Source organism: Burkholderia sp. 9775_39 (assembly GCF_015712225.1).
Classification (GTDB): domain Bacteria; phylum Pseudomonadota; class Gammaproteobacteria; order Burkholderiales; family Burkholderiaceae; genus Burkholderia; species Burkholderia cenocepacia.
This window is the reverse complement of record NZ_JACCQC010000025.1, coordinates 11,863-37,810: the sequence shown is the minus strand read 5'-3', so window position 1 is coordinate 37,810 and position 25,948 is coordinate 11,863. Positions and strand designations below refer to the sequence as shown.

The 25,948-nt window shown below is 63.0% G+C and carries 22 protein-coding genes; 13 read left to right on the top strand and 9 right to left on the bottom strand.

Features of this window, described 5'->3' with window-relative positions:
- Positions 1 to 12: 12 nt before the first annotated feature.
- Positions 13 to 852 carry a symmetrical bis(5'-nucleosyl)-tetraphosphatase gene (locus H0X90_RS27535; RefSeq protein WP_006496669.1) on the bottom strand — a complete coding sequence of 280 codons (840 nt, stop codon included), beginning with the start codon at positions 850 to 852 and terminating at the stop codon, positions 13 to 15.
- Between the two features lie 352 nt (positions 853 to 1,204).
- Between H0X90_RS27535 and rfbB the strand changes: the two genes are divergently transcribed.
- From rfbB to H0X90_RS27470, 13 genes are all read left to right on the top strand, one after another.
- Entirely contained in the window at positions 1,205 to 2,266 is a 1,062-nt protein-coding gene (gene rfbB, locus H0X90_RS27530) for a dTDP-glucose 4,6-dehydratase (RefSeq protein ID WP_077190968.1), read from the top strand.
- A gap of 11 nt (positions 2,267 to 2,277) precedes the next feature.
- Entirely contained in the window at positions 2,278 to 3,171 is an 894-nt protein-coding gene (rfbA, locus tag H0X90_RS27525; protein ID WP_006496667.1) for a glucose-1-phosphate thymidylyltransferase RfbA, read from the top strand.
- On the top strand, positions 3,156 to 3,707 hold the full coding sequence (rfbC, locus tag H0X90_RS27520; RefSeq protein WP_059721600.1) for a dTDP-4-dehydrorhamnose 3,5-epimerase: 552 nt from the start codon (positions 3,156 to 3,158) through the stop codon (positions 3,705 to 3,707). The genes rfbA and rfbC overlap by 16 nt, the downstream gene beginning before the upstream one ends.
- Positions 3,708 to 3,721: 14 nt before the next feature.
- A complete protein-coding gene (gene rfbD / locus H0X90_RS27515) occupies positions 3,722 to 4,648 on the top strand; it encodes a dTDP-4-dehydrorhamnose reductase (RefSeq protein ID WP_077190967.1) in 927 nt (308 codons plus the stop codon).
- Between the two features lie 83 nt (positions 4,649 to 4,731).
- Positions 4,732 to 6,147 (top strand): mannose-1-phosphate guanylyltransferase/mannose-6-phosphate isomerase, encoded by a 1,416-nt coding sequence (locus H0X90_RS27510; RefSeq protein WP_006496664.1) that lies wholly within the window; start codon positions 4,732 to 4,734, stop codon positions 6,145 to 6,147.
- 3 nt (positions 6,148 to 6,150) lie between these two features.
- Complete coding sequence (locus H0X90_RS27505; protein ID WP_006496663.1) at positions 6,151 to 6,969, top strand: ABC transporter permease; 819 nt, start codon at positions 6,151 to 6,153, stop codon at positions 6,967 to 6,969.
- A gap of 4 nt (positions 6,970 to 6,973) precedes the next feature.
- Entirely contained in the window at positions 6,974 to 7,780 is an 807-nt protein-coding gene (locus H0X90_RS27500) for an ABC transporter ATP-binding protein (RefSeq protein WP_006496662.1), read from the top strand.
- A 106-nt stretch (positions 7,781 to 7,886) separates the two neighbouring features.
- Positions 7,887 to 9,257: a phenylacetate--CoA ligase family protein gene (locus H0X90_RS27495; RefSeq protein WP_006496661.1), complete on the top strand. Its 1,371-nt coding sequence runs from the start codon at positions 7,887 to 7,889 to the stop codon at positions 9,255 to 9,257.
- Positions 9,254 to 10,825, top strand: coding sequence for a polysaccharide deacetylase family protein (locus tag H0X90_RS27490; protein WP_006496660.1), 1,572 nt, complete (start codon positions 9,254 to 9,256; stop codon positions 10,823 to 10,825). Before H0X90_RS27495 ends, H0X90_RS27490 begins: the two co-directional genes overlap by 4 nt.
- Positions 10,822 to 11,943 (top strand): non-hydrolyzing UDP-N-acetylglucosamine 2-epimerase, encoded by a 1,122-nt coding sequence (gene wecB, locus H0X90_RS27485; protein WP_006496659.1) that lies wholly within the window; start codon positions 10,822 to 10,824, stop codon positions 11,941 to 11,943. The genes H0X90_RS27490 and wecB overlap by 4 nt, the downstream gene beginning before the upstream one ends.
- Positions 11,936 to 13,168: a glycosyltransferase gene (locus H0X90_RS27480; RefSeq protein WP_006496658.1), complete on the top strand. Its 1,233-nt coding sequence runs from the start codon at positions 11,936 to 11,938 to the stop codon at positions 13,166 to 13,168. Before wecB ends, H0X90_RS27480 begins: the two co-directional genes overlap by 8 nt.
- The gene (locus H0X90_RS27475; RefSeq protein ID WP_006496657.1) at positions 13,165 to 14,289 is read left to right on the top strand and encodes a glycosyltransferase; all 1,125 of its coding nucleotides are present in this window, start codon (positions 13,165 to 13,167) and stop codon (positions 14,287 to 14,289) included. Before H0X90_RS27480 ends, H0X90_RS27475 begins: the two co-directional genes overlap by 4 nt.
- A gap of 7 nt (positions 14,290 to 14,296) precedes the next feature.
- Positions 14,297 to 15,229, top strand: a complete 933-nt coding sequence (locus H0X90_RS27470) for a hypothetical protein (RefSeq protein WP_306172366.1) — start codon at positions 14,297 to 14,299, stop codon at positions 15,227 to 15,229.
- A gap of 54 nt (positions 15,230 to 15,283) precedes the next feature.
- On the opposite strand, the gene H0X90_RS27465 is transcribed toward H0X90_RS27470, so the two are convergent.
- The 8 genes from H0X90_RS27465 to H0X90_RS27430 all read right to left on the bottom strand — a co-directional run bounded on the left by H0X90_RS27465 (position 15,284) and on the right by H0X90_RS27430 (position 25,920).
- Positions 15,284 to 16,357, bottom strand: a complete 1,074-nt coding sequence (locus tag H0X90_RS27465) for a phytanoyl-CoA dioxygenase family protein (RefSeq protein WP_006496655.1) — start codon at positions 16,355 to 16,357, stop codon at positions 15,284 to 15,286.
- 172 nt (positions 16,358 to 16,529) lie between these two features.
- A complete protein-coding gene (locus H0X90_RS27460; RefSeq protein ID WP_006496654.1) occupies positions 16,530 to 17,405 on the bottom strand; it encodes a hypothetical protein in 876 nt (291 codons plus the stop codon).
- Entirely contained in the window at positions 17,402 to 17,992 is a 591-nt protein-coding gene (locus tag H0X90_RS27455; RefSeq protein WP_006496653.1) for a histidine phosphatase family protein, read from the bottom strand. Before H0X90_RS27455 ends, H0X90_RS27460 begins: the two co-directional genes overlap by 4 nt.
- Positions 17,993 to 18,019: 27 nt before the next feature.
- The gene (locus H0X90_RS27450) at positions 18,020 to 19,069 is read right to left on the bottom strand and encodes a glycosyltransferase (protein ID WP_006496652.1); all 1,050 of its coding nucleotides are present in this window, start codon (positions 19,067 to 19,069) and stop codon (positions 18,020 to 18,022) included.
- Position 19,070: 1 nt separating this feature from the next.
- Positions 19,071 to 20,054 (bottom strand): glycosyltransferase, encoded by a 984-nt coding sequence (locus H0X90_RS27445; protein ID WP_043205450.1) that lies wholly within the window; start codon positions 20,052 to 20,054, stop codon positions 19,071 to 19,073.
- A 100-nt stretch (positions 20,055 to 20,154) separates the two neighbouring features.
- On the bottom strand, positions 20,155 to 21,222 hold the full coding sequence (locus tag H0X90_RS27440; RefSeq protein WP_006496650.1) for a glycosyltransferase family 4 protein: 1,068 nt from the start codon (positions 21,220 to 21,222) through the stop codon (positions 20,155 to 20,157).
- On the bottom strand, positions 21,219 to 23,774 hold the full coding sequence (locus H0X90_RS27435) for a glycosyltransferase family 4 protein (RefSeq protein ID WP_102898758.1): 2,556 nt from the start codon (positions 23,772 to 23,774) through the stop codon (positions 21,219 to 21,221). Before H0X90_RS27435 ends, H0X90_RS27440 begins: the two co-directional genes overlap by 4 nt.
- Positions 23,764 to 25,920, bottom strand: a complete 2,157-nt coding sequence (locus tag H0X90_RS27430; protein ID WP_043205449.1) for a glycosyltransferase family 2 protein — start codon at positions 25,918 to 25,920, stop codon at positions 23,764 to 23,766. The genes H0X90_RS27435 and H0X90_RS27430 overlap by 11 nt, the downstream gene beginning before the upstream one ends.
- Positions 25,921 to 25,948 lie beyond the last annotated feature (28 nt).

Genomic DNA, 25,948 nt, shown 5'->3' with positions numbered 1-25,948 from the left:
ATCAGCGTGCCGTCACTCGCCGCCCGGCGAGCGGCACGCTTCGCACTGCACCTGCGTGACCGTGCGCTGCGCCGGATCGGCCGTGAGCCGCACGGCCGACAACTGGTTTCCCCATACGCATCCCGAATCGAGCGCGACGACGTTGTCGCGCAGCATCAGGCCGAGCGCGGCCCAGTGCCCGAACACGACCGTCACGTCCTCGGTGCGGCGCCCGGGCACGTCGAACCACGGCAGGTAGCCGGGCGGCGCGCTGTCGGGGCCGCCGTTCGCCTTGAACTCCATCGCGCCGTCGGGCGTGCAGAAGCGCAGGCGCGTGAACGCGTTGAACGCGACGCGCATCCGGTCGCGTTTTTTCAGGTTCGGACTCCATTGATTCGGCTCGTTGCCGTACAGGCCTTGCAGTGTGTCGCGCCAGTCGGGGGCACGGAGCGCGCGCTGGAGTTCGTCCGCGAGCTCGAGCACGAGCGTGGCGTCCCATTGCGGCAGCACGCCCGCGTGCACGAGCAGCATTCCGTGCTCCGCATGCACGAACGGGCGGTGGCGGACCCAGTCGAGCAGCGCGTCGGCGTCGGGCGCATCGAGGATCTCGCCGATGGTGTCGCCCGGGCGCTCGGTACGCAGCCCGGCGGAAACCGCGAGCAGGTGGAGGTCGTGATTGCCGAGCACGACGGTCGCGCGCGGGCCGAGGTCGACAACGGCGCGCAGGGCGGCGAGCGAGCCGGGGCCGCGGTTGACGACGTCGCCGGCGATCCAGAGCGGCATGTCGGCGGGGGGCGAGAGCTTTTCGTACAGCGCCTGGAAAGCGGAGTGACAGCCTTGGATGTCGCCGATGGCGATGGGGGGCGGGAGCATGAGGGTCATGGGGCAGCGGGTTTTGCGAGCAACGGTAGAACGCGGAAAATCATCCATTTAACGCGGCTTTGCGCAAAATTTATTCCTCAATGGCCGATCGATATGGCAAGGAATTTCACGTTCCGAAAGGGTTCGAGCCGCTGTATCAAGTTGTTAGCGGCATGGCTTTTGCAGGGGGCGGCTACCTATAATTGTCGCTTTCCCCAACAAAATTAGCATTTCATGACTTTGGATGCCATGTCGACCGGTTAAAATTCCCGGTCTAACGTGGCAATCACAAGCTACTAGCATTTGCGAATCTGATGTGGCAGGCGCCTGATGGCGTCTGCCGCACGTTATTTGAGGGAGCCTCATGATCCTGGTTACGGGCGGCGCGGGTTTTATTGGTGCCAATTTTGTACTCGACTGGCTGCGCGCATCCGACGAAGCCGTGCTCAACGTTGACAAGCTGACGTACGCGGGGAATCTGCGCACGCTGCAGTCGCTGGACGGAAACCCGAAGCACGTGTTTGCGCGCGTCGACATCTGTGACCGTGACGCACTCGACGCACTCCTGGCCGAACACAAGCCCCGCGCGGTGCTGCACTTCGCCGCAGAAAGCCACGTCGATCGCTCGATCCACGGTCCCGCGGACTTCGTGCAGACCAACGTCGTCGGCACGTTCACGCTGCTCGAGGCCACCCGTCAGTACTGGAACGGCCTGAACGATGCCGACAAGGCTGCGTTCCGCTTCCTGCACGTGTCGACCGACGAGGTGTTCGGTTCGCTGTCGGCCACCGACCCGCAGTTTTCGGAGACGACGCCGTACGCGCCGAACAGCCCGTATTCCGCGACGAAGGCGGGTTCCGACCATCTGGTGCGTGCGTACCACCATACGTACGGCCTGCCGGTGTTGACGACGAACTGTTCGAACAACTACGGCCCGTTCCAGTTCCCGGAAAAGCTGATCCCGCTGATGATCGCGAATGCGCTCGCGGGCAAGCCGCTGCCGGTGTACGGCGATGGCCAGAATGTGCGCGACTGGCTGTACGTCGGCGACCACTGCAGCGCGATCCGCGAAGTGCTCGCGCGCGGCGTGCCGGGCGAGACGTACAACGTCGGCGGCTGGAACGAGAAGAAGAACCTCGAAGTCGTGCATACGCTTTGCGACCTGCTCGACAAGGCGCGCCCAAAGGCGGCCGGCTCCTATCGTGACCAGATCACCTACGTGACGGACCGTCCCGGTCACGATCGCCGCTACGCGATCGATGCACGCAAGCTCGAACGCGAACTCGGCTGGAAGCCTGCAGAAACGTTTGAGACCGGCCTGGCGAAGACAGTCGACTGGTATCTCGACAACCAGGTCTGGGTCGACGAGGTTGCATCGGGCGAATACCGCAAGTGGGTCGAGACGAACTACGCGAAACGTACTTGAGGAGAGAAGCGATGGCACGTAAAGGCATCATTCTCGCCGGCGGTTCCGGCACCCGGCTGTATCCGATTACGCATGTCGTCTCGAAGCAGCTTCTGCCGGTGTACGACAAGCCGATGATCTACTACCCGCTGTCGACGTTGATGGTCGCGGGCATCCGCGACGTGTTGATCATCTCGACCCCGCAGGACACACCGCGTTTCGAGTCGATGCTCGGCGACGGCAGCCAGTGGGGGATGAACATCCAGTACGCGGTGCAACCGTCGCCCGATGGTCTCGCGCAGGCGTTCATCATCGGCAAGGAGTTTGTCGGCAACGATCCGTCGGCGCTGATCCTTGGCGACAACATTTTCTACGGTCACGACCTTGCGAAGCAGCTCGAGCGTGCGCATGCGCAGGAAACGGGCGCGACCGTGTTCGCGTATCACGTGCACGATCCGGAGCGTTACGGCGTCGTCGAATTCGACAAGTCGTTCCGCGCGCTGTCGATCGAGGAGAAGCCGGCGAAGCCGCGTTCGAACTACGCGGTGACGGGCCTGTACTTCTATGACAACCGCGTATGCGACATCGCGGCCGACATCAAGCCGTCGCCGCGCGGCGAACTCGAGATCACCGATGTCAATTCGCGTTATCTCAAAGATGGTTCGCTCAATGTCGAAATCATGGGGCGCGGGTACGCGTGGCTCGACACCGGCACGCACGATTCGCTGATCGAAGCGGCCAGTTTCATCGCGACACTGCAGAAGCGGCAGGGTCTCGTGGTCGCGTGCCCGGAAGAGATTGCGTATCGCCGCGACTGGATCGACGCGGAGCAAGTGCTGAAGCTCGCACAGCCGCTTGCGAAGAACGCGTACGGGCAGTACCTCAAGAACATTCTCACGGATCAAGTCGCATGGCCATCCAAGTAACGGCAACGGCGCTGCCGGAAGTCAAGATCATCGAGCCGAAGGTGTTCGGCGACGCGCGCGGGTTCTTCTACGAAAGCTTCAACGGGAAGGAGTTCGCCGAGCAGGTCGCACCCGGTGTCGAATTCGTGCAGGACAACCATTCGCGCTCGTCGAAGGGCGTGCTGCGCGGGCTGCATTACCAGATCCAGCACGCGCAGGGCAAGCTCGTCCGCGTGGTCGAAGGCGAGGTGTTTGACGTCGCCGTCGACATTCGCAAGAATTCGCCGAACTTCGGCAAGTGGGTCGGTGTGGTGCTGTCGAACGACAACCACCGGCAGCTGTGGGTGCCGCCCGGTTTCGCGCATGGTTTCGTCGTACTGTCGGAGGCCGCGCAGTTCCTCTACAAGACGACCGACTACTGGTTTCCGGAACACGAGCGTAGCATCGTGTGGAATGACCCGGAGATCGGGATCGAGTGGCCGATCGATTTCGAACCGCTGCTGGCGGCGAAGGATGCGGCGGGCAAGCGTCTGAGCGAAGCCGAAGTCTACGCGTGAATGCAGGGGGCGACATGAGCTTGAACCGTAGCGCACATCGCATTCTGGTGACTGGCGTCAATGGCCAGGTCGGGTTCGAACTCGCACGCACGCTGCAAGGGCTCGGCACGGTCGTCGCGCTCGATCGCGGCGCGCTCGATCTGTCGAATCCGGATCGTATCCGCTCGGTCGTGCGCGAGATCCGGCCAACGCTGATCGTCAATCCGGCTGCCTACACCGCAGTCGACAAGGCCGAGCAGGAGCGCGACCTCGCGATGGCGATCAACGGTGTCGCTCCCGGCGTACTCGCCGAGGAGGCCGGGAAATTGGGTGCGCCGCTGATTCACTATTCGACCGACTACGTGTTCGACGGCACGAAGAACGGTGAATATGTGGAAACCGATCCGACGTGTCCGCAAAACGTGTACGGAGAATCGAAGCTGGCAGGCGAGGCGGCGATTGCCGCTTCGGGCGCCGCGCATCTGATCTTTCGTACGAGCTGGGTATATGGCGCACGCGGGCGCAACTTCCTGCTGACGATGTTGCGTCTCGGCCGGGATCGGGACGAACTGAAAGTGGTGTCGGACCAGATCGGCGCGCCGACCTGGAGCAACACCATCGCCACGCTGACCGCCCACGCCGTCGCCCAATCGCGCGGCGCAGCCGATCCGGCTGAGTGGTGGGCGAAGCGCGCCGGCGTCTATCATCTGAATGCCGCGGGCTCGACCTCCTGGCATGGTTTCGCGTCGGCGATCTTCGAATTGGTCGGCCAGCCGAATACGCCGCGCGTGCTGCCGATTCCGGCGAGCGATTATCCGACACCGGCAAAGCGGCCCACGAACTCCCGCATGTCGAACGACAAGCTGTACGAAGTATTTGGGGTCGCCGCGCCGGACTGGCGCGAAGCGTTGCGGTTGTGTCTGGCGGGTGGCATGCTGACGACTCCGGGTGGCGCTGCATGAATCTGGAACGCCACGATCGCGAGGCCGCCTCGGCCTCACCGGCGGCGGGTCGTACGGACGATGTTGGCGCAAGTGAGGAACATGTGCGTTTGCTACCGGTAATCATGTGCGGCGGTGCCGGGTCGAGGCTCTGGCCCGTTTCCCGGGAAGCCCATCCGAAGCCGTTCATTCGGCTGTCCGACGGCGAGAGCCTGCTTCAGAAGGCATTCCTGCGCGCCGCGGCGCTGGACGGCGTCGACGAAATCCTGACCGTGACCAATCGCGAGCTGTTCTTCAAGTCCGAAGACGAGTTTCGCGAAGTCAACCAGCGACAGTTGGCGATGTCGTTCATCCTCGAACCGTTCGGACGCAACACCGCACCCGCGGTCGCGGCGGCGGCGCTGCACGTCGCGAGCGCGCATGGTGAGCAAACCGTGATGCTGGTGCTGGCCGCCGATCACGTGATCACGCAATTCGACGCGTTTGCGGATGCCGTCCGGCGTGCGCAGGCGCTTGCGCTGCAGGGCAAGATCGTGACGTTCGGCGTGCATCCGGATGCGCCCGAGACCGCTTACGGCTACATCGAGACGAATGGCGAGAGCGTCGTGCGATTCGTTGAGAAGCCGAAGGTCGACGACGCGCGGGCCTATCTGGAATCCGGCCGGTTCCTGTGGAATTCGGGGATGTTTTGCTTCACCGCGGGCACCATGCTGAAGGAAATGGCACAGCATTGTCCCGACGTGCTCGAGCAGGTGAGGGCGAGCCTCGAACAGTCGCCGTCGTCGGCCAGCCCACACGGCGTGCAGATTCGCCTTGATCCGGACAGTTTCGGCGCGGTGCCGGATATCTCCGTGGATTACGCGGTGATGGAGAAGTGCCGCCACGCTGCCGTCGTGCCGTGCGACATCGGCTGGAGTGATGTCGGATCGTGGGCGTCGCTGAGCGAGTTGTCGGAGGCGGACGAACGCGGCAACCGGATCGAAGGGGAGGCGCTGCTCGTCGACGTCGACAATACGTTCGTGCACAGCGATAGCCGGTTGATCGGCGCCGTGGGTGTACGCAACCTGCTCGTGATCGATACGCCGGACGCATTGCTCGTGGCCGATCGCGACCGCGCGCAGGACGTCAAGCATGTCTACGCGGAACTCAAGGCGCGCGGCCACGAGGCATACAAGGTGCATCGCACGGTGCATCGTCCGTGGGGCACCTATACCGTGCTCGAGGAAGGCCCGCGCTTCAAGATCAAGCGGATCGTCGTCAAGCCGGGGGCGAGCCTGAGCCTGCAGATGCATCATCATCGCAGCGAGCACTGGGTGGTCGTGAGCGGAATGGCCAAGGTGGTCAATGGCGATCGGGAGTTCCTGGTCGCCATCGACGAATCGACCTATATTCCCGCGGGTCACAAACATCGGCTGGAGAATCCCGGCATCGTCGATCTCGTGATGATCGAAGTGCAGAGCGGCGAATACCTCGGCGAAGACGATATCGTTCGCTTCGAGGACAATTACGGACGTACTTAAAACGTGGAAACGACTTTCTTGAACGATACCGATGATCTCGGTAATCACACTGGCGAGAACGACCTGATGGTCGGGATGCGTGCGACGCGTGTATGGGGCACGCTCGGTTGGCACGATATCCGCCAACGCTATCGCCGTTCCATTCTCGGCCCGTTCTGGTTTACGCTCAGCACGATCATCATGGTGGGCGTGCTCGGCGCGCTGTACTCGACGCTCCTGCATCAGGAGATTGCCGACTACTTGCCGTACCTCGCGGTCGGGCTCGTCGTCTGGGCGTATCTCGCGGCAGTCGCGAACGAAGGGTGTCTCGCATTCATCGGCGCGGCCTATCTGATCAAGCAGATCCGCCTGCCGCTGACCGTTCATGTGTGCCGGATCGCGTGGCGCAATTTCGTGATCCTGTTGCACAGCCTGCCTGTCGTCGTCGTGTTGCTGCTGGCCTTTGGGCACTGGCCGACCTGGGAGTTCCTGCTGGTGCCGTTCGCGCTGGTGATCCTGTTCCTGCATGGCGTGTGGCTGTCGGCCGCGCTCGGCATTCTCTGCGCGCGCTTTCGCGATATTCCGCCGATCATCACGAACCTGATCCAGGTCGTGTTCTTTTTCACGCCCGTGATGTGGTCGCCGGAAATCCTGAAGGACCGCGCATGGGTCGCCGAATACAACCCGCTTTATCACCTGATCGAGACCGTGCGCGCGCCGTTGACCGGCCGACCGACGCATTGGGAGTCATGGGCCTGGTCCGTCGGCCTGCTGGTGTTCGGTTTTGCGTTCGCGCATTTCCTGATGAAGCGTTTCCGCAACCGTGTCCCTTACTGGCTTTGATACCGTGAGTTCCTCGATTACCGCGCGCGACATTTCGGTCGAATTTCCGATCTACGAGAATTCGCACCGGTCGCTCAAGAAGACCGTCCTGAACCTGACCACCGGCGGGCGCATCGGCCAGGACAGCGGGCGCCACGCGATCGTGCAGGCGCTGTCCAATCTGAACTTCAAGTTCGAGCACGGCGAGCGCATCGGGCTTGTCGGTCACAACGGTTCCGGCAAGACGACGCTGCTGCGCACGCTGTCGGGCGTCTATGCGCCCGTGCGTGGTGAACTCAAGGTCCAGGGCAAGATCGCCTCGTTGCTCGACGTCTCGATGGGGCTGGACCCCGATGCCACCGGCTTCGAGAACATCTATCTGCGCGGCATCCTCGACGGCCTGAAGCCGGAGCGGATTCGCGGCAAGATCGATGAGATTGCCGATTTCAGCGAGCTTGGCGATTATCTGAACCTGCCCGTCCGCACGTACTCGAGCGGGATGATGCTGCGTCTCGCGTTCGCGATTTCGACGAGCATCGAGGCGGACATCCTGATCATGGACGAATGGCTGAGCGTCGGCGATGCCGAATTCAGCCGGAAGGCCGCGCAGCGGCTCGAAAGTCTTGTCGGCCAGGCGTCGATCCTTGTGCTGGCGTCGCACGATCCGGAACTCGTCGCGCGCGTGTGTACTCGCAAGATTTCGATGGAGCACGGACAGATGGTCGCCGACGAGCCGGTGATTCGCCCCGAGCCGACCGGCGACACGGTGCTCGAGGGCTTGCCCGTGGCGGATCTGGTGCCGGACGATCGTCCGAAGCACGTTCCGCAATGACGTTCGTCGGCCGTCGGTATCTCCCGATAGCGGCCTCGATGCAACCGGCGCACGGCGCGATGTGCGACGCCACTGCGATGATGCCAGGCCAATACGATTAAAACCGATGAAAGCAGATCATCCATTCCTCCGGTATTCCGAAAGCCTGTTCGTGCACCAGCCCTTGCGTACGCTCAAGGGCCTCGCGGCAGGCTATATTGCTTACCCGATTGCGGAAAGCCGCGAGCAGCGCATCGTGCGGCCGAAAATCGACGCGCTGCGCAGGCATTACCGTTTGCCTGCCGCCGAGCGGCGCCGGATCGCGCTTGATCGACTCGTCGATATCCTACAGTTCGCCGGCACGCACGTGCCGTACTATCGCGACCTGTTCGCGGAGCGGCAATTCGATGCGGAAAAGGTGCGGCGCGATCCGCGTTACCTCGAAGCGTTGCCGTATCTGACGAAGGACATCATTCGCGAGCAGGGCGCACGGCTTTTGTCGAAGCCGCTCGAGCAGATTCGCCACCACGCCTGCAAGACGGGCGGCTCGACCGGCTTGTCGTGCACGATCTATTACGACCAGGAGGCAGCCGACTATTCGTCTGCCGTCACGTTCTATGCACGCGAGCGGATCGGCAAGCTGCGTCATCGCAGCGAGCTGCATTTCGCGTGCCGCTTCCCGGAGCAGTCAGTTCCGGAATGGCCGTCGCGCGAGGATTTCAAGTGCTTCGCGATGAACCGGAGCAACATTTTCTTCGATCGAATCGACGACGACGGGCTCGAGGAGATGTGGCGGACGCTGAAACGCCGGCGGCCTTATCTTGCCCATTCGCATCCGTCGACGATGTATGCGCTCGCGTGCTACATCCGGCGCAAGTACGGCGGCGGCAACGCTTTCAAGGTGTTCGAGTCGAGCGGCGAACTGCTCGAACCGCATGCTCGCGCAATGATCGCGTCGGCGTTGCGGTGCCGGGTCGTCGATCGCTACGGTCTTGCCGAACTTGGCGTGATGGCGTACGAGCTCGACGGGCACGAAGGCGGGTTTCAGGTGCTCGAATCGGAGGGCTGGCCCGAAAGCAGGGGCGTGGACGGCACCCATGAGCTGGTACTGACCGGCTTTCGCAATCGGCTGATGCCGTTGATCCGTTATGCGACTGGCGACCTCGCGCGGGTAGAGGAGAAGGGCGACCGGTTCTTCCTGACCGACATCGTCGGGCGGATCCACGATGTCGTCCCGATCAACGGCGTTGCACATCCAACCCATCATATCCAGGACATGCTCGATCATCGCGTCGGCGGGATCCAGGAGTTTCAGATCGACCTGCGCACGACACCGCCGACGTTGCGTATCGTCCTCGAGCCGTGGGCGAACGCGGAAGAAACGACGAACAAGCTGCGCCATTACTGGCAGGATGCTTTCACGATCGCGTACGTCGGCCATGACGATTTCGTGCGGGTCGGCCATCGCGCCAAGTTTCGGCACGTGGTGACCGCATGATCGGCGTGCTCTTTACAGACGCATCATCCGAAGCCGGGCGCCACGTTCTTGCCGCGCTGCGACGCTCGGTCAGCGTCACGCAGGCGCAGGCGGTATCGCGCAACGCGTTGCGCGACGGCGCGGTGGACATTGCCGTTGCGGTCGACTTGCCCGATATCTGGGGCGCCGCACTGCTCGAATGGCTGCATGCGGGGCCGCGCAAGCTCATCGTATTCGGCCGGCTGCCGTCCGCCTTCGCCGCTCATCTGGGGCACCGTGACGGTACGTGGCCCGCAGGCTGGCCCGCGGCGAGCCGCTGCGAGCCCGCGCCTTCGCACGAAGCGCGTGAAAGCCGGGCCGCGGTTCACTACGGTGCTCGTGCACAGGTGCTTGGCGGCGACGCATGGCGGCGCCCGCTGGAGCGCTTCGATTTCACCGACGAATGGAACAACCTAGGGTACGGCGCGATTCGCGGCGACGGATCCATCTGGGCGCTTAAGCAGCCGGTCGATGCGCCCGCCGACACGGAGCTTGCCGCGCTGACTGTGGACGGCGAGAGAGTCGGGACGTATGCCTCGCTGACGGAGTTCGGCGATGCGAGCGTGTTGTGGTTCAACCGCGCAGTCGGCCCGCTCGATTCGTTTGAATGGCGGCTCATCGAGACATTCGTGGCGGACCATCGGCACGATGCACTGCCGTGCTGCCCGGTATTGAGCGAGATTCCCGCAGGCTGCGACGCGGTGATCACGTCGCGGCTCGACTGCGACGAGGACGTCGAATCGGCGCGCCCATTATGGGACGCCTATCGCCGCCTCGGGGTTCCGTTTTCGCTTGCGGTGAACACCAGCAATCTCGACGATCCCGCACATCATGGAATCCTGCGCGAACTGCTCGCCAACGGTGGCGCCGTGCTGTCGCATACGGCGACGCATGCGCCGAACTGGGGGGGCAGCTACGAGCGAGCGCTCGCCGAAGGCGGCCATTCCGCGGCGATGATCGAGCGCGCGACGGGGCTGCGGGTCCGATACGCAGTGTCGCCGTTTCACCAATCGCCGCCGTACGCGTTGCGCGCGCTGGCGGATGCGGGCTATGACGGTTGTGTCGGCGGGATTATTCGCAACGACCCCGAGTTCATGCTGGCACGCGGCGGCATGCTGACGGGCCTGCCGGAGGGATTCGTCGGTCATAGTCAGCAGTGCATGCTGCACGGCGAATGCATGCTGGGCTGCGGCGATCCGCTCGCGGTGTTCAAGCAGGCTTTCGATCTCGCTTACGCAACACGCACGCTGTTCGGCTATCTCGATCATCCGTTCTCGCCGCGTTATCGATACGGCTGGCCCGACGAGGCGACCCGGATCGACGCGCACGAACGGTTCGTCGCGCACATCCGGACGAAAGCGGCCAGTCCGCTGTTTCTGCACGAAGCGGCCGCGCTCGATTTCCTGCGCTTCAAGGCATCCGTTCGGGTGACGGGTGCGCGCGGCAAATTCCGGGCCGAGTTGCCGGATTGGTGCTCGACGCCACATGTGGTCGTCGCGGAATATCGCGGCGAGCGGCGGGCCATAGAAAGCGGAGTGCTGTTCCAATGAAAGTCATGGTTGTCGTCGGGACGCGTCCCGAGGTCATCAAGCTTGCGCCGCTCATCGAGGCACTGCGCGCTGACACGCAGACGATCGTGTGCGCGACGGGGCAACATCGCGAGATGCTCACGCAGGCGTTGGGCGCGTTTGATATCGTGCCTGACATCAACCTCGACGTGATGCAGCCCGGGCAGTCGCTGAACGCTCTCGCGGCGCGGCTGCTGGCCCAGCTCGACGAGGCGATTGCAAGTGCGCGGCCCGACTGGGTGGTGGTGCAGGGCGATACGACGACCGCGATGTGTGCGGCGCTCGCGGCCTTTCATCGCGGCGTGCGCGTCGGCCACGTGGAAGCCGGCTTGCGCACGCGCGATCTGACGAGCCCGTTCCCGGAGGAGGCGAACCGCGCCCTGATCGGACGAATCGCGTCGCGCCATTTCGCGCCGACGTCGCTCGCTCGCCAGCATCTGCTCGATGAAGGCGTGCCGGCCGAATCGATCGTCGTTGCCGGGAACACCGTGGTTGATGCGATCGCGCGCGTGCGCGCCGACTGGTCGAGCGCGTTGCCGGCGGATCCGTTGCCGCCGTGGCACGGCGCCGAGCAGCAGCATATTCTCGTCACGTGTCACCGGCGCGAGAACTTCGGTGACGTGCTCGACAGCATCTGCCGCGTACTGCGGGATCTGTGCGCGCGCTATGCCGACTACCGCTGGGTTTTCCCAGTGCATCTGAATCCGGCCGTGCGAGAACCGGTGATGCGCGAGCTGGCCGGCATTCCGAACCTGTCGCTGATTGAGCCCGTCGACTATCCCACGAGCCTTTACCTGATCAGCCGCAGTGCGCTCGTCGTTAGCGATTCCGGCGGCATTCAGGAGGAGGCACCGACCTTCGGCGTGCCGGTCGTCGTCATGCGCAACCATACCGAGCGCAGGGAAGGTGTCGACGCCGGCTATGCGACGCTTGCCGGGCAGGCGCCCGAGCGTATCGAACAGGCGGTGGTCGGCTGGCTCGACGACCGTTCCCGACGCGACGCGCTGCGCGATCGCCCGAATCCGTATGGCGACGGCTTCGCATCGCGCCGCATCGTCGACAGTCTGCTCGGCCGGCCATTCGAGGCGTTCGGTGACTGATCGCGCGCATGACGTTGTCGCCGACTGCGTACTGTTCTCGACTGCCGACTGGGACGAACCGTACTGGACCAACAAGCAGCACACGGCGAGCATACTGGCGAGCCGGGGGTGGCGCGTGTTGTACGTCGAAAGCGTAGGCTTTCGTGCGCCGAAGGTCGGCAGCGGCCGTGACTGGGCCCGCTTGTGGCGGCGGCTCTGGCGGGGCGTGCAGTCGCTCGTGCTCGGACCGCCGCGCCGCGCACCGAACGTGTGGGTGCTGTCGCCGTTGATGGTGCCCGCCAAACATCACTGGCCGCTCGTGCGTGCGCTGAACCAGACACTGCTGCGCTGGACCGTCACGCGTTTCGCACGCGGCCGCCGCTTCGTCGCGCCGGTCGTCTGGACCTACCATCCGTACATGCTCGATGCGATTTCGCGACTCCCGCACGGGCCGCTCGTCTATCACTGCGTCGACGACATCGGTGCGATTCCGGGTGTCGATGTCGACGCATTCGAATCGGCGCAACGTGAGCTGCTTGCCGGGTGCGACGCGGTGTTTACGACCGCGACGGCGCTGCTCGACAAATGTCGGCCGTACAACGCGAACACGCATTTCTTTGGCAATGTCGTCGATGCAAGCCACTTCGGTGCCGCATTGCAGGACGATGGGCCGCTGCCGGCCGAGCTTGCTGCGATTCCGTCACCGCGCATCGTCTATCACGGCGTGCTGTCTGACTTCAAGGTCGACTTCGCGTTGCTGCACGATGCGGCCCGCATGCGGCCTGACTGGCACTGGGTACTGATCGGCGAGGAACGCGAAGGGCAGCGTAGCGATCTGGTGGCGCGCGTCGCCGCGCTGCCGAACGTGCACCGGCTCGGCTATCGTAGCTACGATGCGTTGCCGGCGTACTTGCGCGGCATGCAGGTCGGGGTGCTGCCGACGCTGCTGAACGATTACACGCGGTCGATGTTTCCGATGAAGTTCTATGAATATCTCGCGGCCGGATTGCCGGTCGTGTCGACACCGCTCGATTTTGCGAAGGTGCCGCGCGTAGGCCTTCTCACCGGTGGGGATGCCGCGTCGTTCGTCGCAGCGCTCGACGCGCAACTCGCGCGTGGCCGGCTTACGCCGGGCGAGGCGCGCGAGGCGGTCGGTGACAACACATGGGAGCGGCGGCTCGACAAGATGCTGGCGATCACGTTCCGGCACGATGGCGCGCAGGCGCGCAGTGGAGGTGCTGCATGAAAGTCGTGCACGTCTACCGCACCTACTTCCCCGATCCGCCTGGCGGCCTGCAGGAAGCGATTCGCCAGATCGCGCGCGCGACGCGCACGTGCGGTGTCGATGCGCGGATTTTCACGCTGTCGCCGACCCCCGAGCCTATGCGCGTCGAATTCGACGAAGGCGATGTCGTGCGCGCGCGCTCATGGGCGGCACCTGCATCGTGCGACCTCGGCGGCCCCGGTGCGCTCTTGCTGTTTCGCGAGATGGCCGAGTGGGCCGATGTACTGCATTTTCACTTTCCGTGGCCGTATGCGGATCTGCTTCATCTGCTCGGCCGCGCACGCCGACCTGCCGTGATGACCTACCACTCGGACATCGTCCGGCAAAAATGGCTTGGCGCCGTGTACGGGCCGTTGATGCGCTGGATGCTGGGCAGCATGGACGCAGTCGTCGCGACGTCGCCGGCTTACGCCGCGACGAGCCCGATCCTCAACTCTTGCGTGCGCCCGGAACGGCTCCACACCATTCCGCTCGGCATTGCGGACTATCGCGATGTGCCGGCGTCGGCCGACGGCGACGCGATAATCCGGCGGCTCGGGCTGCATGACGAGCCGTTCTTTCTTGCGCTCGGCGTGCTCCGCTACTACAAGGGGCTGCATACGCTGGTCGAAGCTGCGTCGCGCACCGGTGCGCGTATCGTGATCGCCGGATCCGGCCCTGAGCGCGAGAATCTGGCCGCGCTCGCGCAGCGGCTGGGGGCGCGCAACGTCGTGTTTGCGGGGCAGGTCACGCACGACGAGAAGGTCGCACTGCTGAGGGCTTGCCGGGCGATGGTGCTGCCGTCCCATCTGCGTTCCGAGGCGTTCGGGATGGTGCTCGTCGAAGCGGAGATGTTCGGCAAGCCGATGATCTGCTGCGAGATCGGATCGGGAACGTCGTACGTCAACGAGCACGGCGTGACCGGACTGGTCGTTCCACCGGAGCAGCCGGACGCGCTGGCCAAGGCGATGCAGGCACTGCTTGCCGACGATGCGCTGGCCGGGCGCATGGGGCAAGCCGCGCGCGCGCGGTACGAGGCGATGTTCTCGGGGCCGGCGCTCGGCGACGCCTATCGCTCGCTGTATCGAAGCGTTGCATCGTGACGCGCGGGTGGGTTCGAGCCGGTTCTTTTTGCCGGCCGGGGGACTGGACAGGCACTGCAACGCTGATGGAGCGATGATGGTGATGATTTATGAGCCGCTGTACGAGCAAGGGCAAGTCCTGTCCGAGCCGGCGTTCCATGAACTGAGGCTCGCGGACAACTCGCATGCCGCTTGGCGGGAGTTTCGCATCCTCGTCGATTTCTGGCGGCGCGGCGATCATCGACGAAAAGGGAAGGTCGGCATTTTCTCGCCGAAGTTCGGTTTGAAGACTCGCGTCGACGCAAGCCGGTTTCTGACGTTCGTCGATCGTCATGGCGACGTCGACGTTTGTCTGATTAATCCGTTTCCGCAAATCCCGTACTACTCGTACAACGTGTGGATGCAGGGGGAAATCAACCACCCCGGCCTTACCGCGCGCTCGCAGGCACTCGTCGACGCGGTCGGCCTGAAGTGGGATCTGCACGCGGTGCCACGCCACGGTCATCAGGTGTTGTGCTATTCGAATTTCTGGGTCGGCACCGAGCGGTTCTGGGACGCGTACGTTGGCGGTGTGCTGGACCCGCTCGCGACGTTCCTCGAACGGAATTCGGACGACGAGGCCGCGCGCGCCGTAATGGGCGACACATGGCACAGCGATGCCGCGCCGTTCCTGCCGTTCATCGTCGAGCGCCTGTTCAGTACCTTCCTGTCGCTGTGCCCGGAATTGAAGGTCGCGGCGTATCAGTTCGACGACGTGTTGCCCTACTGCTTGACCGACTACGAGCGTGAACTCGTCGACGGAATGAGGCCGATCGTCGATGCCGCCGATGCGTCCGGGCAATTCCCTCGCGACCTGATCGCGATGCAGGATCTCGCGTGTCGGCTGTACGTACGATACGCACGCGAACACTTTGCGGCGAATCAGCACCCGCACACGGGGCGGACCGTCTCGTCTGCCTGAGATCGGGGCCGCCAGTCATGCCGGCCGAGCCGGCAGGCATGCTGCACCGCGCGTTCAGACCCAGCGACGCCCCTCGCGCCGGCCATACTCGAGGTAGTGCCCGACCGGATCGACACCGGCGTCGGCAACGTCCGGGTTCAGCGCCAGATACCTAGCGGGATCGAAATCGTCCGGAACGCGGTTGAAGTACTTGTCGAACGTGTTCGACATGCTGCGTTCGATGACTTCGCTGTCGACCTCCTGCCCGGAATAGATATTGGGCTGGACGTTCCCGGTGGTGACGTCTTTGATCTGGCGATAGTGAGTCTTGCCGAATGCGGGGTCCGAAATGACCGGCGTGAAATAAACGCAATTCTCAAAATAATAATGTGTCACCTGGCTCCAGCGGGTCCTTGCCGGATCGGTCTGCTTGGATCCGCCGTGCAACAGGTTGGCCGCCCATATCAGGGCCTGCCCTTTCCGTGCGTGGAAGGTATCCGCCTCGATGCCCGCCTTTTTGATCAGCTGCTTCCAGAGATCCAGATACTGTCCGTAGTGGCCGGTTCGTTTGTGCTGGGTGGCGGAGCACACACCCAGATGCTCGTTGACATAGATCGGCAGCGAATGGCTGCCCGGATAATATTCCAGCGCACCGTTGGTGCCGTCGATATCTTCCATCGCCACCCATACACCGCACATGAATCGCTCGGGGACGCAGGAGAAGTGAATGCTGTCGCTGTGAATCGGCTGCTGTGTCCCGACCGGGAAATTCAACGTTTGAAACGGTATCGCGCGGCGTCCGTACAACTGGCCGAGCAGGTCGAGGATGGCCGGGTTCGATGCAATGGCGCGGACATCGTCGTCGGTTTGCCACGCATCCTGAATGCGAAGCCCTTCATTGATTTTCCACAGTTCGTTGCGCCAGTGATCGAAGTCGAACTGCGCGGAAAACCTGGCCTTTATCCGGTTGGCCCGTTCATTGAAGTGCGGATCCGGGAAATCGATGATGGCATAGCCCTTTTCGCGCAAATCCCGGGCCACTCGCATGACCTCGTCGGTCGCATTCTTGGTTGCGAATATTTCGTCGAAAAATGGGGACTCCACATCCGGCACGCCCGGAAGCGGATTGATGAAAGGCGTTTGCGACATTGTCTCCTCACTTTCATTATTCAACCGTAAGCGAGGATATTACATCGTTCCAATATGTTCCGACATACGCGGCGCGGGGTCAATGCGGTCATGACGAACCGTGCATGAAACGCCCGCCGGTTTGCCGGAACGCGCGGCAATGGCTCGACATTGGTCCGCGGCCGCGTGCCTGTCACGACGGAGCCAGTGGGCGGCCGGTATGGGGATGCGGGTGGACGCTGTAGAAGTCGAAGAAATGCTGTTGCCACAGGCTGCATACCAAATCCATGCGTCCGACCAGTTCGGGCGGAAAGACGGGGCCGCGGTCGGCTGCGTCCACGTCGTCGCGCATGCGCTCGAACAGCAAGCGCTCGAACGCGTTGATGCAATGCGATTCGATCTGCGCGGGGGTGAACGGATAGGCTCGCACGTCCAGTTCAGGACAGCTGGCCAGGTAAGTGCTGAATAGTCGTTCGACGATAAATGGCAGATACGGCGCCTGATCGGTGTGGATCGTATCCTGCATCACGTCTTGTGCGGCGGGGTGTTCCGGCTCGTTTTCGAGAAAGGCGGCGATCGGCTCCAGTACGCGACCCACGTATCGATCCCAGAATGCCTGATTGCCGACCCAGAAATTGCAGTAGGCGAGGGACCGGAGATCGTTACGCGGCACGTTGCGCACGTCCAACTCGATGCCGCTTGCGTCGAGCAGCGCTTGCGCCGTGTCGACGATGCCGGGATGAGCGCATTCGCCCTGCATCCAGACGTTGTACGACCAGTAGGCGATCTGCGGGAATGGATTGATGAACAGGACGTCCGCCGCCGCGTTGTCGTGCACGAAGTGCAGGAACTGCTCGCCGGGAATCCCGGTCTTCAGGCCGAATTTCGGCGAAAACAATCCCGTATGCGTGTGGCGTCGATGGGTGTCGCTGCGGTAGAGCTCGAGGATGATCTGCAGTTCGCGCCATTCCGGTCGGGCATTCTCGAACGGCAGCGGCACGAATGCGGGATCGACACGCTGCGTGCCTTCGCCGAAAACGGGCTCGAAGATTGCGACGTCGGCGCTCATACGTGTCCCAGGCGCTCGACGCAGAATCGTTCGAGATCCGGACGCCACTTCAGGTAGGTGAAGGACGCATTGGGCACGGTAAACGTCGGGTAATGCGATTCGATCGGTACGCCGAGCAAATGCTGGAGGATCACGCTGATCGGGCCGCCGTGCGCGACTACCGCCATCAGACCGGGTGCGGCGGCGGCGGGGCGAACGGTTTCGTCTGTCCATGAGCGAACACGCACCGTCATGTCCCAGTGAGATTCGCCGCCTTCGTACGTATTGCGGATGTCGCGGTTGAATTCCGGGTAAGTGGCGTTGAAATCGCGTTCGAGCCATGTACCGAAGATGCCCGGATGTGTTTCTGCTAGCCGTGCATCGAATTCGATCGATTGACGCTGGAAGATCGTCTCGGCCGTTTGCCGCGCCCTGCGCCAGGGGCTGCTGATGACACGCGACGGTGCGTAGTCGAGCTGAGCCAGCGTGTCGCGCAGTCGCTCCGACTGACTACGTCCCAGTGCGGACAATTCGTCCTGATCGTCAGAAATCAGCAGGCCGTTCGCGTTCGCGTTCGACTGGCCATGACGAATAATCAACAGATCCATACACACCTCGATTCCATCGGTCGGAAATTACGCATCCTGGAGCAACAGTTGCATGAATGTCTGCGCGGGACGATCGAGCCCGAAGCGCGCCCGCGTATCTTCATGCGCGGCCTCGCGCAGGGCGTTTCGCAGTGCCGGGTCCCGGTACATCTCCTCCAGCGCGTCTTGCCAGTCGTCCACGTTGTTGTCGACCAGCAATGCCGTCCGGCGATGCGTGATCGCATCCTCGTAGACCGGCGTGCGCGAATAGATACCGGGGATGCCGAGGCTACCGTAGTCGATGTACTTGATGCAGGACTTGCAGCTGTTGAAGAACAGCGCATCCGGATCTTCGCGCCCGCCAAGCGGCACGATCGCGAACAGATAGCCGGCATCGCGAATCGCTTGCTTGTACGCGACATTGTCCAGGAAGCCGTTCGCCCGCAAACGGGGGATGCGCGACATTTCCGGGAACCGGTCGCCCCAGAAATCGAGTTCGGCCTCCGGATGACGTTCCATGAATTCGGACACGACACGCAGAAAGCCCTTCTTGAAATGAACCAGCTTGATGCCGTCCGTGTTCGAGAACAGGATGCGCGGCGGGCGGGCTTCGTGCCAGGGTGCGCAGTGCTGCTCGAACAGGTGATGGTCGAACCCGTTCGGAATCACGACGACGGTTGATCGAATGCGCGTGAGGCGCTCCTGGAGCACCCGGTTCGAAACGGTTGCGACGGACGCGTGGCGTACCATCCACATGATGTTGGCGAGCAGGTCGTCGCTCAGATCCGTGACGCTGTACATCGGCAGGTCGATGATCCAGTCGTCCATGTCGTAGATCGTCTTCAACCCGAGATCATTCGCCATCTTCATGATGTCGACCGCGCGCGCCGACGTGTGCTTGTTGAAGAGTACTGCATCGAAACGTCGCAACTGGCTGATCGTGACGTCGCTTTCGACGATCTCTTCCCATTCGATCATTCCCGCATTGGCCATGTAGGTCAGCAGCGGGCCGAAACGCGCGGCGATCGACCGCGACATCAGCTTGTCATGGGACAGCGAAATCCGCTGGACAACCAGCAGCCGAGGAATACTGCTCATGTCAGATGTCCTCTCGTTCCAGTAGCTCAACGAGTTGTTGCCCGACCGTCGTTGCCGAGTGGCGGCTGACAGTGCGTTCGTACGTCGCCAAAATCTTGCGGTCGCGATCGGGATCGTCGAGGCTCGCCCGGATTGCTGCGGCCAACGCTTCGGCGGAGTCCGGCGGTGCGTACCCGACGTCGCTGCCGAAGTGCTCCCGTTGCCACGGACCATCCGCCAGCACCATGGGCTTCTTCATGATCGCCGCTTCGAGGCTGGAGCGCCCAGGTGGATCGTTGCTGACTTCGACCATGACGCTGCAGTTGTCGATGATCGACCGGAGCAGCGCGCTGCATGGCTGCACGAACGGCAGGAACACGATGCCGGCGTGCGCTTCCTGCACACACTGCTCGTAATAGGCGTCATCGCGGGCACCGCCGACAAACACGCCGTTCATGCCAAGGACGTTGAGCGCGCGGATGAGCTGCAACTGATTCTTGATCGGCTCGATGAGGCCAAGACACAGCGCGTAGTCGCTTGCGCTGCACACCGCCGAGGCGAGATCGCGATCGGTGGGGGCCAGGAAGCGCTGCGATACGCACGCCGGAACGATCTCCGCCTTGCCCGCGGGCACGTCCACGTAACGGCTGAAGTTCTGGAGTTCCGACTCGGACTTGAACAGCAGTTTGGTCGCCGTGCCGCAAACGTTCGGGATCCGCTCGAGCTCCGATGCCGACGGTCGCTCATTCCACCAGACGTTCGGCCACAGGAAGATCGGCTTGTCGCGGTGCCGCGCTTCGCGGATCATCGCGTCGCCATCCGCGTGCACCGAGAAATGCATGATGCTGTCGTAGAAGCTGAACGGGCGGCTGCCGATGCCGTAGATGTCCGCATGCACGCCGGATGCGTTGAGGATTTCCGCCACCTGGACCATCTCGGATTCGCCGCCGCCGCTGGTTGCAAACGCCGTGCTGTAAGTGGTCAATAGTATCTTCATGCCGCTCATGTGCGACGCCCCTTTCTGGTAAAGACCGGCATTTCTGTTCCGCCCGTATCGACGTACCCGGTCCGGCGGCCACGGACGGCGCCGCGATGTCGCGAAACGTTCACGACGCCTCCTTGCCGTGCAAGGCGCGCTCGAGCACGCGTTCCCAGTGCCGGGATGCGGTCAGTTTGAGCAATTCGCCCGCGCGCGCGCGCGCGCGATTCGTCAATGCACCCCAGCTCACCGTGTCGGCGCGCAGTGTGACGATTCGCCCTGCGACCTGGTCGACCGTTTCGGATTCGCCGATCACGAGCCCGGCGTCACCTACCACTTCGGCCGCGGCGTGTCCGGCCCGCACCACTGCTGGTATGCCGCGGTACATAGCCTCGAGCGCGGGGATGCAGAACCCTTCGTGCCGGCTCATCGACAGCAGGAGCGACGCACGGTCGTAGCTGGAAAGCAGATCGGCGTCGTCGACCATGCCCGTGAAATCGACACGGGCCAAGACGTCGAGCGTGCGCGCGCGCTTGAGGAGGAGCTTGCTATATTCGTAGTTCGGCATGCTGCCGACGATCGTCATCGTCGCGTCGACGCCATCGGCGACTACCCGCGCGAGTACCTCGATCGCATCTTCGACGCGCTTGTGCGGGACGACGCGGCCCAGCACCAGCATGTTGAATCCAGTGTGTGGATGGAGTACGGCCCTGTTGTACCGGAAGGTCGGCAAGTTCGTGAACACGGGCGGAATGACGACGATATCCGACACGTCGACGTGATCCGCGAGACCGCGCGCCACATAGGCAGAATTTGCCACGACGGTATCGAATTTCGCCAGCTGCGGGAGTTGCGCGAGCGCCTGCTCACAGTATCCGGCCGTGACAGGCTCGAATTCACGCAGGAGGGCGGGATCGGTGACGCCATGGAAATAGCAGATCTTCCGGCACGGCAGCGCGAGCAACCGTTCGAGGTAAGGATCGAAAATCGAATAACTGACGAACAGCAGATCGTCGCTCGTCACGTCGTCAAATAGCGATTCGATGGGATGCACGTGGGGTGTCGCGGCATCGAAGCACTGCGCGTACGTGCGCGGATTCCAACCGGCACGAGCAGCCGTCTCGGCCAGTCCGAGACAATGATTGCCAACGGCGTCGCCGTCGAAAATGTCGGGGGCGCAGATCAGCAGTCTCATTGGCTCGCCACCATCTGCCGGATATCGTTCAGGCGCTGTTCATAGGCACGCGCAACGGCGGCCATCGAATAATCCCGTTCGATGCGCGCGCGACCCGCGCGGGCAATACGTTCGCGCAGCGCTGCGTCGCCGAACGCCCGCGCAATCTGTTCGGCCGCGATTCCGATGTCGGGATCGCACCAGTATTGCCCTTCATGGAACAGATAGTCGCCGGCACGCAGCGGTACAAGTTCGCCTTCGACCAGGAGCGACGTTTCCTCGTCGCAGAAATCGACGTTGCCGGAGAAATTGGTCGCGATGACCGGCTGGCCCAGCGCCATCGCTTCGGCTATGACGCGGCCGAAGCCTTCGCTGCGGTGCAGCGAAACATAGGCGTCGCAACTTGCCATGAAGTCGATCGTGTCCTGCCGGTCGAGTCGTTCGGACACGATATGGATACGGTCATCCGCGACGGCCAGCTCGCGGACCTGCCGCCATGTCGGATCGTCGTCGCGCACGTTCATTGCCTTGACGACGAGACCGACACCGCTCTTCTCCCGGGCGAATGCCTGCTTGAATGCCATCACGCCGGCGACCGGGTTTTTCCGTGTCAGCCACGAGTTGCCGTCGAACATCAGGTAGAACAGGAAGTCATGCTCGGGCAGACCGAAGCGCTTTCGATTGATCTCGCGGGGCTCAGGGATCACGACGGCCATCGGCATATGCCGTACGCGGGGCGAGCCGAGCCGCGTATAGGCGGCTTCGACGAAATGGCTCTGAGCCCAGATCTCGTCGACGAATGCATCCGCCGGGCCGAACGCGCTCGGCCAGTGAGGCAACTCCCACGGCCATGCGCCGATTCGGTAGGTGTCCGATTCGACGAGCCGGCGTCCGCCTTCGAGCGTAAGTCGGACCATTTCGGGCGGCGGAAGGCAGAACAGGCTGACCTGATACGCGAGATCGTCGCGCAGCAAATGGTTCATCGACATGTCGATCCTGCCCGGGCCGCTCATCGGCGCGTTGACGAGCGCCACGTCGAAACCGCCGAGCTGCATTGCTTGCGCGGCCATCCGCGCGTCCTCGCCGAGGCCGAGGACGCCCTGCGGGAAGCCGACGATATTCACGCCGAACGGGCGCGCGAGCGCGTGCAGCGAGCCACCGCTGATCGAGACGACGGGCTGCTCGCTGCCGACGGGCACCACCACGTCGAGTTGCTGGAGGAGCGGATATTCGTTCTTGCCGCACGCTTGCCACCAGGCGACCAGCGCGCGTGCGCCGTCTGCCGTCGCAACGTCGAAGGCAGCCACCAGATCCGGCCGGCTCGCATGAATCGACGCGAGGAAACGGGGCAGGGCGATCGCCGCGCCGGATGGCGCGGCTGTCTGCATCAAGTCGTCGACGCTGTCCTGGACGTGCCATTCGAGCCCCGGATATTCGCGCTTGCCGTGCTCGGTCCACCATCTCATCGCATTGAGCCGTCCCTGGAACGTTTCGACGTCGAACAGAGGTCGCAGATCGGGACGGCTGTCGATCAGCCGCGACAGGAACGCCGGGACGCGGAACAGGCCGCGCGTATCGCCGTCGTCGAGCTCGTTAAGCCGATCGAAGATCCGTGCGGTCGACCAGCGCAGTCGCGGGTACGCGCGCTTGCTGTGCGCATTCCACCAGAACAGCATGTTCAGGCGGCCGGTAAACGTCGACAGGTCGAACTGCAGACGCAAGTCCTCACGGCTGTCGACCAGGGGCGCCAGAAAACGGGGGACGTCGATGAGCGTCCCCTGATCGCCGGGCTCGATCTCGTTCAGGCGATTGATGACGGGTTGCGTCTGCCATACGAGCCGCGGGTATTCGAATCGGCCGTGTTCGCCCCACCAGAGCAGCGCGCTGAAGCGGCCACCGAAGGTCTTCGTGTCGAGGTTCGCGCGCAGATCGGCGCGACTGTCGACGAGCAGTTCCAGGAACGCGGGAACGCCAATGGAAGTTGACTCCTGCTCGAGGCCCAGTTCGTTCAGCCGATCCCATACGGGGCTGGATGACCAGGACAGTCGCGGATACTCGAACTGGCCGTGCGTTTCCCACCAGCTCAGGGACGCAAGCTGGCCGGAGAAGGTGCCGAGATCGATGTGCGCGCGCAAATCCGCACGGGAATCGACGAGCAGAGACATGAAGCGCGGCAGCCGCGCCTGGGTCGGCCCGATCGCCAAGTCGCTCTCGAGCAGTGCGTCGAGCAGGGCGCGGTCATCCAGCAGGCCAGTCGCGTGGCCAGCCAGCCAGAAGCTCACCGCGCGGGGGAATTTCTCGAGCAGTGTCGTGATGCTCAGTTGCTGCATGTACGCGGTATCCGCGTCGTCCAGCAGCCATTCGAAGTCCGGATAGTCACGCTCACCATAAGCCTTCCACCAGAAATACAGCGTCACCCGGCCTTCGACAGTGCGGTGTTCGAAGGACGCGAGATCGGATCGGAACTTCAGCAGGAAGTAGACCGCATTCGGCAGCGAGAAAAGCGCGTCGGGTGACGGATGTCTGTGTTCGGTCGCCCAGTCTCTGGTCAAGTGCATGGTGTTATTCGGCATTGGCAAGACGCGGGCTCATCGTGATCACGAATTCCGTCGAATCGATGGAAAGGTTCGGCGAGTAGAACGGGTCGTTCCAAAGCGCATCGCCCCAGCGATTCTTTACGAAATCGATTTCCTTCACGAAGCGCTCCATCTTCTCTGGCGTGTCTTCGTAGCCGCGCGATACGGATTCGTGGTGATACAGCTCGGCGAACGGCGTCCACACGTTGCGGTAGCCGGCTTCGCGTACGCGCAGGCAGAAATCGACGTCGTTGAACGCGACGACGAGGCCCTCATCGAGACCGTTTACCTCGCGATAGATGCTCGTGCGGATCACGAGGCAGGCTGCCGTCACCGCACTGACCGCGTTGCGCAGTGCCGCGCGGCAGAAGTAGCCGGGCGCGTGGCGCGGCAGGTGCTTGTGGCCGTGGCCGGCGAGCCCGCCCATGCCGAGGAACACACCGGCGTGCTGGATCGTATCGTCGGGGTAGAGCAGTTTGGCACCCACGGCACCTACGCCGTCCTGCAGCGCGATCGACACGAGTTCGCTCAGCCAGTCTGGCGTGATGACTTCGATGTCGTTGTTCAGCAGACACACGAAATCAGCGCTGCTCGCGAGCGCGACGCGATTGTTCAACGCCGAATAGTTGAACGGCGAGTCGTCACGCACCACACGGATACGCGAATCGCTGTCGTAACTCTTGAACAGCTCGAAGGTTTCCAGCTTTTCCGAACCGTTGTCGATGATAGTGATCCGGTAGTTTCTGTACGTCGTCAGGTTCCGGATCGAGTCGATGCATTGTCTGACGAGGCCCGCTCCGTCGCGGGTCGGGATGATGATTTCGACGAGCGGTTCGTTTTCCGGCAACGTGTAGATGACCCGCTGGTACATCGATGCGCCATCGGCGGACTGTACCTTCGCTGCGATGTTGCATCGCGTCAGGTGCTCCTGAACGGCGCGGCCGGCCGCGATGACGGCATAGGGTTTTGCGTCGACGCTCGATGCAGTGCTCTCCGGCAGCACGCGCCAGTGATACAGGACGCGCGGAATGTGCCGGATCGCGCCCGGCTTGATCGCCTCGATCACGCGCAGCGCGAGGTCGTAGTCCTGCGAACCCTCGAGCCCTTCCCGGAATCCACCGATCTGGCGCAAGATGTCGGTCTTGTACACGCCGAAGTGCGAAATCATGTTCTGACCGAGGAAGAGGTCGTAATTGAAGTCGCACTTGAAATACGGTTCGTAACGTCGGTCGTCGACCGTCAGCTTGTCCTCGTCGCTATAGATCAGCGCGGCCTGCGGATCCTGCTCGATCAGCTCGGCGACATAGTAGAGTGCGAGCGGATGCAACTCGTCGTCGTGATCCAGCAGGCCGACGAAATCGCCAGTGGCCAGTGCCAGCGCGCTGTTGCTTGCCGCGCTGATGTGGCCGTTGGTGGTGCGATAGGCAATCTTGATGCGCGGATCGTGTGCGGCGTATTCGTCGAGGATCGACTTCACGTGGGGCTGCGTCGACTTGTCGTCGGCAATGCAGAGCTCCCAGTTCGTATAGACCTGATTGCGCACGGAGTCGATCGCCTTGCGCAGGTATTGGGCCGGAGAGTTGTACGTCGGCATGACGATGCTGATCAGCGGCTGGCGATGCCACTGTTGCATCGATTCGACCAGCGCCGGGTAGCGTTCCGCTGCCACTTCGTTGATCGAAATCCAGTTCTCGTACGTCGGTGCGAGTGCCGGGGCAGCTATTTCGGCAGCGTCGGATTGCGCGAGCGCCGCAGCATTCGGTTCACCGAACGGCAACGATGCTTCGTCGACCGTCAGCGTGAAATCACCGAGCGAAAACGGTCCGGCGAACGCGATCGGATCGAAGCGCACCGCCCGCAGAGTCCACGGGAAAGACATGGTCTGATCGACCTTCCCGTCGGCGTCGACACGCAGCCAGACTGCGTTTTGCTCCGACATGCCGTCGCCCTTGTCGACATAAAGCATACACGGCGTACGCGGCATCTCGCCGGTCGACAGCGTGAACGACACGTGGACGGTTCGTCCGCGCATGTGCTCCCAGCCAACTATTGCGAACTGCGGGTCGTTCGTCGTAGCGTTCCACGAGTATGCGGCATCCGAAGAGGCCTCAACGTTGTTTAGCGGTTGCAGTTCGAGTTTCATGTTCGATGAAGTGCGATGGATGGCTGTT

Coding starts and splice junctions, on each gene's coding strand:
- H0X90_RS27535 (WP_006496669.1), bottom strand. CDS start 852: ATGCTCCCGCCCCCCATCGCCATCGGCGACATCCAAGGCTGTCACTCC.
- rfbB (WP_077190968.1), top strand. CDS start 1,205: ATGATCCTGGTTACGGGCGGCGCGGGTTTTATTGGTGCCAATTTTGTA.
- rfbA (WP_006496667.1), top strand. CDS start 2,278: ATGGCACGTAAAGGCATCATTCTCGCCGGCGGTTCCGGCACCCGGCTG.
- rfbC (WP_059721600.1), top strand. CDS start 3,156: ATGGCCATCCAAGTAACGGCAACGGCGCTGCCGGAAGTCAAGATCATC.
- rfbD (WP_077190967.1), top strand. CDS start 3,722: ATGAGCTTGAACCGTAGCGCACATCGCATTCTGGTGACTGGCGTCAAT.
- H0X90_RS27495 (WP_006496661.1), top strand. CDS start 7,887: ATGAAAGCAGATCATCCATTCCTCCGGTATTCCGAAAGCCTGTTCGTG.
- H0X90_RS27490 (WP_006496660.1), top strand. CDS start 9,254: ATGATCGGCGTGCTCTTTACAGACGCATCATCCGAAGCCGGGCGCCAC.
- wecB (WP_006496659.1), top strand. CDS start 10,822: ATGAAAGTCATGGTTGTCGTCGGGACGCGTCCCGAGGTCATCAAGCTT.
- H0X90_RS27475 (WP_006496657.1), top strand. CDS start 13,165: ATGAAAGTCGTGCACGTCTACCGCACCTACTTCCCCGATCCGCCTGGC.
- H0X90_RS27465 (WP_006496655.1), bottom strand. CDS start 16,357: ATGTCGCAAACGCCTTTCATCAATCCGCTTCCGGGCGTGCCGGATGTG.
- H0X90_RS27460 (WP_006496654.1), bottom strand. CDS start 17,405: ATGAGCGCCGACGTCGCAATCTTCGAGCCCGTTTTCGGCGAAGGCACG.
- H0X90_RS27455 (WP_006496653.1), bottom strand. CDS start 17,992: ATGGATCTGTTGATTATTCGTCATGGCCAGTCGAACGCGAACGCGAAC.
- H0X90_RS27450 (WP_006496652.1), bottom strand. CDS start 19,069: ATGAGCAGTATTCCTCGGCTGCTGGTTGTCCAGCGGATTTCGCTGTCC.
- H0X90_RS27445 (WP_043205450.1), bottom strand. CDS start 20,054: ATGAGCGGCATGAAGATACTATTGACCACTTACAGCACGGCGTTTGCA.
- H0X90_RS27440 (WP_006496650.1), bottom strand. CDS start 21,222: ATGAGACTGCTGATCTGCGCCCCCGACATTTTCGACGGCGACGCCGTT.
- H0X90_RS27435 (WP_102898758.1), bottom strand. CDS start 23,774: ATGCCGAATAACACCATGCACTTGACCAGAGACTGGGCGACCGAACAC.
- H0X90_RS27430 (WP_043205449.1), bottom strand. CDS start 25,920: ATGAAACTCGAACTGCAACCGCTAAACAACGTTGAGGCCTCTTCGGAT.